This window comes from Vallitalea guaymasensis (assembly GCF_018141425.1).
Lineage (GTDB): Bacteria > Bacillota > Clostridia > Lachnospirales > Vallitaleaceae > Vallitalea > Vallitalea guaymasensis.
This window is the reverse complement of record NZ_CP058561.1, coordinates 357,326-369,762: the sequence shown is the minus strand read 5'-3', so window position 1 is coordinate 369,762 and position 12,437 is coordinate 357,326. Positions and strand designations below refer to the sequence as shown.

The 12,437-nt window shown below is 31.5% G+C and carries 12 protein-coding genes; 6 read left to right on the top strand and 6 right to left on the bottom strand.

Going from position 1 to position 12,437, the window contains the following annotated elements; translation table 11 throughout:
• Positions 1 to 338: 338 nt before the first annotated feature.
• Together HYG85_RS01650 and deoD are read right to left on the bottom strand one after the other, a co-directional pair.
• Positions 339 to 1,667 carry an IS4 family transposase gene (locus HYG85_RS01650; protein WP_212691219.1) on the bottom strand — a complete coding sequence of 443 codons (1,329 nt, stop codon included), beginning with the start codon at positions 1,665 to 1,667 and terminating at the stop codon, positions 339 to 341.
• A 268-nt stretch (positions 1,668 to 1,935) separates the two neighbouring features.
• Positions 1,936 to 2,652: a purine-nucleoside phosphorylase gene (deoD, locus tag HYG85_RS01645; protein WP_212692006.1), complete on the bottom strand. Its 717-nt coding sequence runs from the start codon at positions 2,650 to 2,652 to the stop codon at positions 1,936 to 1,938.
• A gap of 373 nt (positions 2,653 to 3,025) precedes the next feature.
• On the opposite strand from deoD, the gene HYG85_RS01640 reads away from it, so the two are divergent.
• The 5 genes from HYG85_RS01640 (at position 3,026) to HYG85_RS01620 (ending at position 6,073) form a co-directional block, all read left to right on the top strand.
• A complete protein-coding gene (locus HYG85_RS01640) occupies positions 3,026 to 3,391 on the top strand; it encodes a NifB/NifX family molybdenum-iron cluster-binding protein (RefSeq protein WP_212692005.1) in 366 nt (121 codons plus the stop codon).
• A 42-nt stretch (positions 3,392 to 3,433) separates the two neighbouring features.
• Positions 3,434 to 4,264, top strand: coding sequence for a nucleotide-binding protein (locus HYG85_RS01635; RefSeq protein ID WP_212692004.1), 831 nt, complete (start codon positions 3,434 to 3,436; stop codon positions 4,262 to 4,264).
• Positions 4,252 to 5,100, top strand: coding sequence for an ATP-binding protein (locus HYG85_RS01630; protein ID WP_212692003.1), 849 nt, complete (start codon positions 4,252 to 4,254; stop codon positions 5,098 to 5,100). The genes HYG85_RS01635 and HYG85_RS01630 overlap by 13 nt, the downstream gene beginning before the upstream one ends.
• Positions 5,101 to 5,137: 37 nt before the next feature.
• Complete coding sequence (locus tag HYG85_RS01625) at positions 5,138 to 5,497, top strand: NifB/NifX family molybdenum-iron cluster-binding protein (RefSeq protein ID WP_113671116.1); 360 nt, start codon at positions 5,138 to 5,140, stop codon at positions 5,495 to 5,497.
• Positions 5,498 to 5,635: 138 nt separating this feature from the next.
• Positions 5,636 to 6,073 carry a Fur family transcriptional regulator gene (locus tag HYG85_RS01620; protein ID WP_113671115.1) on the top strand — a complete coding sequence of 146 codons (438 nt, stop codon included), beginning with the start codon at positions 5,636 to 5,638 and terminating at the stop codon, positions 6,071 to 6,073.
• Positions 6,074 to 6,201: 128 nt separating this feature from the next.
• Here the strand turns inward: HYG85_RS01620 and HYG85_RS01615 are convergent, their stop codons facing one another.
• From HYG85_RS01615 to HYG85_RS01600, 4 genes are all read right to left on the bottom strand, one after another.
• Positions 6,202 to 7,671 (bottom strand): 4Fe-4S dicluster domain-containing protein, encoded by a 1,470-nt coding sequence (locus HYG85_RS01615; RefSeq protein WP_113671114.1) that lies wholly within the window; start codon positions 7,669 to 7,671, stop codon positions 6,202 to 6,204.
• A gap of 76 nt (positions 7,672 to 7,747) precedes the next feature.
• On the bottom strand, positions 7,748 to 8,917 hold the full coding sequence (locus HYG85_RS01610) for a SpoIIE family protein phosphatase (protein ID WP_113671113.1): 1,170 nt from the start codon (positions 8,915 to 8,917) through the stop codon (positions 7,748 to 7,750).
• Complete coding sequence (locus HYG85_RS01605) at positions 8,914 to 10,626, bottom strand: [Fe-Fe] hydrogenase large subunit C-terminal domain-containing protein (protein ID WP_212692002.1); 1,713 nt, start codon at positions 10,624 to 10,626, stop codon at positions 8,914 to 8,916. The genes HYG85_RS01610 and HYG85_RS01605 overlap by 4 nt, the downstream gene beginning before the upstream one ends.
• Positions 10,627 to 10,639: 13 nt before the next feature.
• Positions 10,640 to 10,891 carry a (2Fe-2S) ferredoxin domain-containing protein gene (locus HYG85_RS01600; RefSeq protein ID WP_113671111.1) on the bottom strand — a complete coding sequence of 84 codons (252 nt, stop codon included), beginning with the start codon at positions 10,889 to 10,891 and terminating at the stop codon, positions 10,640 to 10,642.
• 369 nt (positions 10,892 to 11,260) lie between these two features.
• Between HYG85_RS01600 and HYG85_RS01595 the strand changes: the two genes are divergently transcribed.
• On the top strand, positions 11,261 to 12,430 hold the full coding sequence (locus tag HYG85_RS01595) for an ROK family transcriptional regulator (protein ID WP_212692001.1): 1,170 nt from the start codon (positions 11,261 to 11,263) through the stop codon (positions 12,428 to 12,430).
• The last annotated feature ends 7 nt before the right edge of the window (positions 12,431 to 12,437 follow it).

The window sequence follows — 12,437 nt, the reverse complement described above, 5'->3', positions numbered from 1 at the left end:
AAAATTCCTCCCTTAACATAAGTCAAAGAAGGAATCTTCGGGGGCAAATTAATAGAAAGTTCTACTTTCTATTAATCTTCTAGATCTTTTAAAGTTTTTAAAACAGGTATGATTCAAAACCAACGAGTGTAGGGAGTATAGGGGAATATGGAGCAGTGAGCCATGGACCAATGTCATTAAGTTAAGCCTTTGACAGATATAAAAATTCATCTATTGATGCTTTCATGGTTGCCAATAGATGAGTTTTACTTTTACCTCTTGTTAAGATTTTATTTTTGGCATTATTAATAAACAGAGATATCTCTGCTTTAGAAAATACATTTGAGTATTTTGTTTCCTTATGCTATTCTATATAAGAAGCTAACTACAGTAGCCTGCTTTTTGACTTTTCGAGGGTCTTTTCTACCAGGTCTAACTGGCAAAATATTTTTTGCAATTAGTGCTTCAATATCGGGGGGCTCATGCCCCTTATATTTAATGAAATGTCTACAAATTGCTATCGCAATAGTATAATTCACTTGATACATATGTTTAGTAGTACCTTTGGTCTTCTTTATAACAGTGTTTAATGTAATTAGTTCACAAAAATTATACATTATAAGTCTAGCATATATTTCTTGTACTATAAATTCCACTTTTTTGGAGTGAAGATTAATAAGACCGATAGTGTATTTCAACTCTCTAAAAGCAGTCTCTATTCCCCATCTCATATGATATATCTCTTTTAATTTTTCAATTGGAAAGTCATTCCTATTTAGATTAGTAATTAATATCTCATAGGTATCTTCTGAAATAGGAAATCTTACAATTCTAAACTCTATAGGATATGTATCTTTTGAATTTACTGGTAGAAAATCGAATCGATTTCCTTTTCTAATACACTTATATTTGTCTGGATTGGTCCTGATTTCTTTAGTATGTCTTCTTGTGACTAATATACGATAATCAACATCAAAGCAATCTTCATGTGGAAGCTTCAGGCTGGATGTTATTCCATTGCCAGTTATATCTTTTACTCTAAATAGACAGTTCAAGTTCTTCTGTTTTATATACTCAAAAACATGATAACCCTCATATCCTCTGTCAGCGATGATAATAGTATTGTCAGATATGTCTTCCATACGATCAATCATCTGTAGCAATGCCTTTCTTTCATTTTGTCTTCGTCCAGGATAAATCTCAACGTCAACAAAAATTTTATTACAAATATCATAAAGAGCATTAATCTGTAAGTGATTAAAACCTTTCGCATTAGCCCGATTTGGAAAATGAGTTTCAGTGTCATCAGGATTATAGAAAATACTTAAGTTAGAACCATCAACGGCAAGAAGTCTATATCCATTAAAAGTTCTAGAAAAGTTCATAGCCTTTTTAGTAAAATCATGGAAAAGATAATTGAAAGCATCAGGTAAAATCTTATGGCGTTGTTGTACAAATGCAGAAGCAGTAGGTGTATTAATACCAAAGGAAAAATAATTCATAATTTCAAGCTTCAAATTTTGACCACCCATAGTTAGAAGAATTTCTACCATTGTCCTAAAATCAAGTTTTCTAATACGAGTAAAATCTTTCTCAGGATTTTGAAGAAATAAAGATGAAATAGTATCAAGTTCAGAGATACTGTCATATAGATGATTTTTAATTGTATTAGCATAAGTATTATTCATAGCTAAACCTCCTTTAAATAATTCATTTAAGAGGCTTCGCCACAAATTTTCGGGTAAATGTCAAGCATTTTTTAAAAGATTAATATAAAATCGTATAAAAAAAGAGCTCTGCATTATTAATATACAGAAACTCTATTTTCTTAACTTAATGACATTGAGCCATGGACGGCGAACTCAGCCTTTTAAACACGGACGTTTAACTGGCTGACGGAATATTCCCCTATACTCCCTACACGACCGTTAGCCTATAAATAAAAATCACCCCAATTTATTCAGCAAACTGCAAAGCAATCTCCATCATCCTAGTAAAAGCATTTTGACGCTCTTCACTACTTGTTTCCTCTTTTGTAGCAATTGAATCAGAAACAGTCAATATACAAGCTGCATTTTTACCAGATACTTTTGCATTAGCAAACAAAGCAAAAGACTCCATTTCAGCTGCTAAACAACCATAATCATCTCTGTAGCTCTTGTATACTTCTAAATCACTGGAATAAAATACATCAGAAGAATGTATACGACCTCTTACAATAGGTATATTAAGTTCTTCAGCATGTTTTGCAATTTCTTCATTCAATTCTTTTGATGCTTCAATTACATCTTTATCATAACCATTTTGAACTTTTGCATAACTTGATTTTGACCATGCTTCATCAACTAAAATAACATCATATAGTTTTAAGTCCTCAGTATAAGAACCACAAGAACCTATACGAATAATGTTTTCTACATCATAGAAATTAAATAATTCATAAGAATAAATACCTATACTTGGCATACCCATTCCTGAACCCATAACAGAAATACGTTTCCCTTTGTAGTTTCCAGTATAACCGAACATATTACGAACATTATTAAACTTTACAACATCTGTAAGATAAGTATCTGCAATAAATTTAGCACGTAAAGGGTCACCTGGCATTAGTACTGTCTTAGAAATAAGATTTTTATCTTTGCATTCAATATGTGGTGTTGGTATACTCATAAAATTTCTCCTTTACAATATAAATTTTTAGTATATATAAGTAGGTTTTAGTTATTACTTATATATGTTAGTCTTATGAATAAACTTGTAAGTTTATTCAATAAGATTAATCAACAAAAAGTACTTTGCATAAAGCAGTACGTTTTTCCTTTTTGTGGAATAATCTCAATGATATTATATCATTATACATACTTATTAACAACATAACTAGGACATATGTCTATTGATAAAATTTAAATTTTTATAAAAAAGTTATTGGCATTTGCCAATAATGGGTATATAATAGAGGAGGATAAATAAAATATAATAATGAATTGATTACTTGCAAGTATATATCCATTATTATTAATATAAAATGGAAGGAGTAATAAAAATGAAAATATGTATTTCAAGTACAGTAGATAGTATTAACGGTTTGGCAGATGGTAGATTCGGTAGATGTCCTTTCTATGCTATCTATGATGATGAAACTAAAGAATATGAATTTGTAGAGAATGAAGGTGCCAAAGCAGCACAGGGAGCAGGAATCAAAGCAGCTCAGATTGTAGTAGATAATGGTGTAGATGTTGTAATTACAGGTAGTCTAGGACCAAATGCCATTAGAGTTCTTCAAGCAGGTAATATTAAGATATATAAGATGTTGGGAGATAAGGTAAAAGAGCAGGTAGGTTACTATAATGAAGGAAAATTAATTAGTATTGATAAACCTGGTGCATCACATATGGGAATTGGAAAATAATAATTAGATTAGATAAATACTATAGAAAAAGAGGAATTTGTTATGCAAATCGCGGTTTTAAGCGGCAAGGGAGGTACTGGTAAGACAACAGTATCAACCAATCTTGCCAAATTAATTAATGTTAGATATATTGATTGTGATGTTGAAGAACCTAATGGATTCATCTTTCTAAAACCACAAGATATCAAAAGTAAGGAAGTAAGTATACCTGTTCCTTACGTAGATGAAGATAAATGCATTCATTGTAAGAAGTGCGTAGATATCTGTCAATTCAATGCATTAGTTCATACTGACAGAGTAATACTTTTTGAAAAGTTATGTCACGGTTGTGGTGCATGTAGAGCTGTATGTCCAACTATGGCTATTGTTGAAAAAGATAGACCTATAGGTAAGATTGAAACAGGCTACAGTGATGATATGGAGTGCCTTAGCGGAACACTTAATGTTACAGAACCTATGGCAGGACCAATCATCAGTAAGCTCAAAGGCATGATAGATGATAAGACTACAATTATTGATTGTTCACCAGGTAGTTCATGTAATGTTGTCAAACCATTACTAGGTGTTGATTATGCAATATTAGTTACAGAACCTACAGAATTTGGTTTACATGATCTTAAAATTGCAGTAGAATTAGTACGTAAGATGAAAATACCTTTTGGAGTTATCATCAATAGAATGTCACAAGAAGATAATGCTACATCAAAGTATTGCAAAGACGACAACATTAATATTATTGGTACTATTCCTTTTGACAGAGATATTGCAGTTATGTACTCTAAAGGTGAACTACTGATTAAGGATGAAAAATATAAAAAGATGTTCACTGACATAATGAGCAACATAGAGGAGGCGATAGGATGCAGCTTGTAATAATAAGTGGAAAAGGCGGAACAGGAAAAACTACTATTGCAGCATCATTTGCCTATCTTAGTGAAAATAGTATTAAATGTGATTGTGATGTAGATGCTTCTAATCTTCATATTGTTTTAGGCGGTGAAGATATTAAGAGCGAAGCATATATAGGTGCTAAAGTAGCTCATGTTGATGGAGATAAGTGTACTTTATGCAGAGCTTGTGAAGACATGTGCAGATATGATGCAATTAAAGATGGTGTAGTAGATGAATTGAAGTGTGAAGGCTGTGCAGCATGTACAGTAGTTTGTGATTATGACGCTATCAAGATGAAAGATGAAGTTACAGGTGATACCATAATAACTAAAACTTCAAAAGGAATATTATCAAGAGCCCAGATGATAGTGGGTGCTGAAGGTTCAGGAAAACTAGTGACTGATGTCAGGAAAAATGCATTAAGTTATGGAAGTAAAGACGACATGTACATTTTGGATGGTACACCTGGTGTAGGATGTGCTGTTATGGCTTCTGTTACTGGTTGCGATATTGCTCTTATTATTGTTGAACCAAGTCAATCAGGTCTTAATGATTTTAAGAGAGTACTTTCTGTAGTAGAGTTTTTTGAGATAAAACCATTAGTATGTATCAATAAGTATGATATCAATGAAGAGGTAACAAAAGATATATCAGCTTATTGTGAGGCTAAAAATATTGATTTGATTGGTAAGATACCTTTTGACACTACAGTTGAAAAATCAATCAATGAACTTAAGCCTATTGTGCTATACGAAAATAGTATGGCAGCAAAAGAAATTAAAAATATCTGGAAAAAACTTAATGATTATACAAAATAAAATCAAATAATAAATATTATTCAAGGAGGAATTTATAATGAAAGTAGCTATAGCAAAGGAAGGAAATGTAGTTTCAGGACATTTTGGATATTGTGAAGGATTTCAAATCTATGAGGTAGAAAATAATCAGGTCAAAGACACTACATTAGTAGCTAACCCAGGTCACAAACCAGGTTTTTTACCTAGATTTCTTGGAGAAAAAAATGTTAATGTAATTATTGCTGGAGGAATGGGTGCAACAGCTCAACAACTATTCAACGAAAATAATATTTCAGTAATTGTTGGTGCTTCAGGAGAATTAGATGAAGTTATTAAGAGTTATCTTGATGGAAAATTAGAATCTACAGGAAGTGTTTGCCACGATCATTCACATCATGATGAAGGCTGTGAAGAATAATCATAAGTATTAGTTGCAAATGATATTTTATTATGGATAGCAAAGAAGGAATATATTCTCCTCTCTCTACAATTTATTTATAAATTAGTTTTTGCTATCCATATTTAATATTATAAAAATAAGTGTAAAGGTGATGTTATGGAAAATAAATTATTGATGATAGAAAAATTATTAAATGAAAAGGACATAAAATTGACTTCAAGACGTAGAGCTGTGTTAGAAGTTCTTTTGAATCACCAAGAGCATTTTAGGGTAGAGGAGATATATGACAAATTAAAAGCTACTGGGATTGGATTTGCAACGGTATACAGAACAGTAGAATTACTGACTAAAGCAGGAATTATTAATGAAATAATGATTGATAAAGTTAATTACTATGAACTAAAGGTTTTCAGTGAAAAATGTCTACATGTCCATTTTAAATGCAAAGAATGCAAAAAAGTATTTGATTGCAATGATGCCAAGATTGGACTTGATATAGTGAAACTTAAAAACTATACTGAAGAAACATATGGTGTTAATGTTGAGGATGTAACTATAGTAATGCAAGGCACTTGTAAAGAGTGTAGATCGTAGAATCAATCCTGTAAATATAGAAATTATAATTCATAAAAATAATATGCCTATACAATGATTGGGAAAGGGATAATAATCATCATATAGACATAATAAAAATATGTATGTAAAGTTAATGGTTGGTATATTTATTCGTGATTTTCTCTGTTCAAGTTAAGTGAATCCATATTGAATATTCTAATAGCGTCATTAACAGTTGTTTCAATGGCCAATTTACCATATTTATCTACTTCTTTTTTATCCTTGGCTCCATGAGATAGTGAAGCGGGACCACATATGCAACCACCTTCACAAGCCATTCCTTCAATGAAGTTACCTTGTAAACGGTTGAATTTTGCTAATTTCAGATTTTTGGAACATTCATTTAGTCCGTCACATACTACAGGTTTAATATCAATATCCAGATTGTTGGTTTCTACAACATGCTTAATAGCATCTGTAACCCCGCCAGATCTAGCAAATATCCTTCCAAAATAAGAAGCATTATCTAGAATCCCTTCATCACATTCTTCTACTTTTATATCATGAGCATCAAATAATGCTTGCAATTCTTCAAATGTAAGAACATAGTCAACTTCACCTTTTAGGTCAGGTTCATTGATTTCTGATTTTTTAGCAGTACATGGACCAATGAAAACAGTTTTCGCTGTAGGGTCCGTATTCTTGATGAGCTGTGAAGTAGCAATCATAGGAGAAACAGCAGTTGATATATGATCTATAAGATCAGGATAGTTTTTCTTGATATATGTAACAAATGCAGGACAACAGGATGTAGTCATCCATTCTTTTTCGCCTAGTTCTTTTGCAACTTGTGTGCTTTCATAATATGCAATAATATCAGCACCTAAGGCAACTTCGACAACATTGTGAAAGCCTAATTTCTTGATTCCAGTGATTACTTGTTCTATTTTGGCATAAGTAAATTGACTAGAAATGGCAGGTGCAATCATAGCATATACTTTGTAGTTATTGTTTTTAGCTGATTCCTCAATTAGTCTAATTACGTCCACTATAGATGATTTATCCATAATAGCGCCAAAAGGACATTGGTATACACAGGCACCACAGCTGATACAATTCTCATAATCTATTGAAGCCTTTTTAGTATCTGGATCTATGCTTATTGCATCTGCATTACACGCTTTTACACAAGGTCTTTGGATTTCAATAATGGCATTGTAAGGACATGCATTGGCACATCTACCACATTCTTTACACTTATCTGTATCTATGTGAGCTTTTTGTCCAGAAAAATCTATTGCATCAAATGGACAGGCTTCTTTACATTTGTGAGCTATACAGCCTCTGCAGGCTTCTGTAACAGAGTATTTTTGGATAGGACAGCTATCACAGGCCATATCAATAACTTGTATTGTGTTATCATTGTCAGCGTCGCCCCCCATTGCCAATTTAACTCGTTCATTTATTATAGCTCTTTCTTTATATATACAACATCTGGTTTCTGGTTTAGGACCAGGGATAATTTTATTTGGAATATCTAATATATCTTTTTCTAATGTATTGTTTAGTGCAGATGAAGCTACTTCTTTTAGTACTTTGTATTTTAGTAGTTGCACATTAGTTTCAAATTTTCTCATTGTCTTCCTCCTAATTATGAAACAACTGTATATAGACTTTATATGATTAATTCACATAAGTATTTAGTGTAAGTATCTAGATATAGGTTATAGTAACTTGCTTACCTATGTTTTCTAGTTCATTTGCTAATTCTCCTACAATCTTTAGCTTAATGTTAAGGCTGGTAGGGAAATTAGGGTTTTGATGAGCAGGATTAACTGCTTTTCCTACCCAGAAATGTACATGTGTACATTCATTTATTAAGTAATTGGCTAGTTTGCTAGCTCCATTATTTTCATTCAGATAGTTGGCTTTAGTAGTGAAATCTTCTCTAGAATAATTTTTAAGCAGTTCTAGAGTTTGTTTTAAGGTCAGTACTCCTTCAGTTACTAGGTCAATACCATCCATATATGCCATAGGAGGTACGTCTTTTGCCATGGTTTCAATGTCTACATAGATTTCACGATTCAATTCTCTGGAAGCTATATTTGCTGTAGTTCCTCCGCATATTACTTTTTTACTATTGCCCTTGGATAATTTATTGATTATCCATTTATCCATATCCCTATCTTCGGGAGGACCTGTAAACAGGTCTATATTTTCTATTTCACGTACTCTGATATTCATTATAGTGGTATCATCACCAGGATGGTCTTCATATAGATTGTTACATACTCCAATGAAATTACCGCTTATGTTACGTGATGTTTTTTCCACTTTCGCAAGGTCTCTAAGATAGTCATTGATATTGTCCCATTGCCATCCAAGATTAAGAAGTGCACCAACACCTGCATGGACAGCACCGTCACTTATGACAGAGATGTTATCTCCAACCATTAATTTGAAATTGCTTTCTAAAATGGTTTTACCGTTAATATCAATTTTACGTTTATTTAATGCTAAATCTATTCCGTTTCGATATATAAAAATCGGTGGATTATCGTATTCTGCAATATATACTTCTCCTGATTTATCTATTTTTATCATAGTGAAAGTAGAGTAGGCAAGTTTCCTTACCTGACATTCAGGTAGAGTATTCACAATAGTATCTACTGTGTCTTTTATACTTGCCCCTTCTTTTAACATGGTTGCTGCTATCTTTGCTGTTAGGGTAGCAAGTATATTAGCTTTTACACCACTTCCTAATCCATCAGATAGAACAGCGATTACACTGTCTTCTGTACGTATTATCTCTACTTTGTCACCACATAGTTGTTCGCCGTATTTATTAATGCTATTATGAAAAATATCTATAAAATATTTCACTTAGTAACACCTTCCTCGCCTAAAACAATCTGTTGTAATTTCATCAAAGTAATCTTTGTTTCAGCGGTTGTTTCACCTAGGAGACTAGCTATTTCTTGAGCTACACGCATTTGTTTCTCAATGACATTATCAGCCACTTCCAAAGTGTTTTTCTTAAGATTAATAAGTTCTTGGTTTTTCTTTTCTATATTAGTAACATCATATAAAATAGCCATAATCAGATTCTGTTTTGGTAAAAATAAAATGGTTTCATTAACAATCAAATTGTAATGAGAATAAACTACTCTCTTATTAACAATATTTCGTTTTGTTTCTAAAACCTGTCTAAAATCACTATCATCAATGTATGTTGATAAAGCTTTGCCTTTTGATAAGTTGGAATGAATCATAAAAGCACTTTCACAAGCAGGGTTGACATCAACGATATTAAGGTTTTCATCTAACAATAGGATTATGTTAGGTGTGCTTTCAAAAATGAGGTTTGAAAGTTTTTCAGCTTTACTTCTCATGTAAGGGATGCACATTTCTGGTTGAGACATACCTTCATATACAGCTTGGGCTTTTTCACGACAGGTATTGTAACCACAGGCACCACAATTAAGCTCATCTTCCTTAACAACTTTACCCATTGATTTTAGAATCTCTTTTATTTCTTCTTCTGAGGCAAGTTTTTTAGTAACATGGCTATTGGTAAATGAACGATTATAAACCCTTTTATTGGTTAATTCATATTCTAGAGCTTCTTTTTCCTCTAAGTAATCATCAACATGAAGTTGTCTTAGATGAACATTTTCACTATTCTTGCTGACAGCTGGACCATTGATACATCCGTTGGCACATATATTCGCTTCGATGAATAGATTTCCAACATCTTCTTTTGATAATGTCTCAAACAGGTTTTTACAGTCTTCTATACCTGTAACACTTACTGAACGATATCCATTTCTAGTAATGTCATCTTCAATTCCTTTTAAGATACCACCTTCTAGAGGATATCTCTGACCATATGAGGAAGCTGATGAATCAAGGTATGAGTCTTCTAGGTCATTTAGTATTATTCCTTCTTCATGTAACCAAGTATCTAATTCTTCAAAGGATAGAATAGCGTCAATATCTCCAGTTTCCTGGTAACCAAAAGCTTCACATCTTTTAGAAATACATGGTCCTACAAAAGTAATAAATGAATTTTGACCGTATTTTTCTTTTAGTAATATGCTATGGGCTATCATAGGGGATACTACAGGGAGCAGGTAGGGGAGTAATTCTGGATAGTAACGTTGTATCAATAAATTCACTGATGGACAACATGAAGTAATCAGGTTCTTCTTATCATTATGATTACCCATATATTCCTTATATAAGTCACTTACTATTTCTGCACCTATTGCTGTTTCTTCTATTACTTCAAAACCAAGTGCTCTTAGAGCAGCTATAAGTTTTTTTGGTTTTTTATAAATACCACTATAAGAGGGTGCTAATGTAACAACCATTTTTTTAGTACTTTGTATAGAATTCTTTATAGCACTTAAATCACTTTTTATATTTCTGGCATTCTGTGGACAGACTACAAAACATTGTCCGCAACCGATACAATGGTCTTCCATAATCTGTGCTTGGTCATCAACTATTCTTATTGCTTTTACGTGGCAATTTCTTACGCACTTATAACAATTTTTACAATTAGCAGGTAAAAAATCCATTATCTTCATAATAATAACCCCCTTATTGTTGTGGTAACTTAGTTAAGATTTCGTTATTGAAAAATTCTTCAGTTGTAGTTGGACAGACTGAATATATTTTATCGTCTACTTTGACTGATACTGCTTCGGTGCATCTTCCAAGACAAAAAGCACCTTTTATTTCAACTTTATCTTCTAAAGATTGATCTTTAACTAATTCTTGGAGCTTTGAAATGACTGAATAAGACCCTTTTAAATGGCATGCACTACCTATACAAATATTAATTGTTAACATTTTAACCACTCCTTTTAATAAAATAATTATGTATTACCTATAAAATTTGTTAAATATATTTAATGAAATTTTTAGTTATTAATATAAAGATATATATATACATTTGTTGATTATATAATATTTTGGTATATAATTAATATGAGTTTTTCATCTAACTGTTTTTATATGCTAATACATAAGTCTATTGTATTAGGTTCATATATATATTAACAAAAATTAAAAAAAAGTCAATGATTTTGTTAATTAATTAACAAAAAATATTAACCAATTATAGCATTATTTTATTTTTAATATCCAATGCTATTGAAAAATTTTCATATTTTGTATAATATTATATCAATTAATAAAACTGTTATGGAGGAGATTTTATTGTTCAAGATTGAAAAAAAGGGTAAATCTCAAATGAAATCAATAAATAAGATTAAGATTTTCAAGATGATATTGAAAGATGGACCAATATCAAGAACTGACATAGAGAAGACATTAAAATTATCAGCACCCTCGGTTTCTAGAATTGTAGAAAGCCTAATTAAGGAAGACTTAGTTATGGAAGTTGGTAAAGAAGATACTTATGTAGGGAGAAAACCAATAAGTCTTATAGTTAATAAAAATGCCAGCTATATAATAGGTATCAATATTTCCAAGAGTAGTATATATATATGCATCACTAATCTTAAGTCAGAGATCATCTACAAAGATACTCTAAGTATAGTAGCAATAAATAATGCAGATGTTTTATTGGAAGAGTTGGATAAGCTAATAACAGCATCTATTAATAATGCGCAGATTAATAAAGACAAGGTGTTGGGCATTGGTGTTGCATCAAGAGGTATATTAGATTATAAATCAGGGACTATATTAAAACTTAAGAAAGGCATTGAAGATGTAGATATCAAGAGATTTTTAGAGGAAAGATATAATTGTGTAATAATGGTTGAAAATAATACCAATACTGATTTAATCGGAGAATATCTGATTAATAATAAGCTAAGCAATAATAAAAAGAGTCTGATATATATTTACTTAGGTGAAGGCGTTGGAGGTAGTATTATATGTAACAATCAATTGGTGAGAGGTAAAAATAATCTTGCTGGTAAGATTGGTCATATGATAATTCAACCTGATGGTGAAGAATGCTATTGCGGCAAAAAAGGTCATTTGGAAGCTTATTGTTCCAAAGGGGCAATAGAAAAGGCTTATAGAGATAAAAAAGGTGATAAAGATGCTTCACTAACTGATATATGTAAAATGGCAAATGTTAAGAATGAAATATGTGTCGATATAATAAATAATGCCCTTAACAAAATAGCTATAGCTGTTTCTAATCTATTGGTCGTAATTAATCCAGATGTGGTAGTTTTATCGGGAGAGATTTTTGATTACTATGAGGATGCACTAAGTATCTTGAAGAACCTTGTAAAAGATTTAGCTTTTGACATTAAGTTAAATGATATAGATTGGGTAATCAGGTCAAAAGAGAAAATGATGATAGAATATAGTGCTACTGCGCTTATTATGGACAAAGTTTTTAATGTATAATTGTATG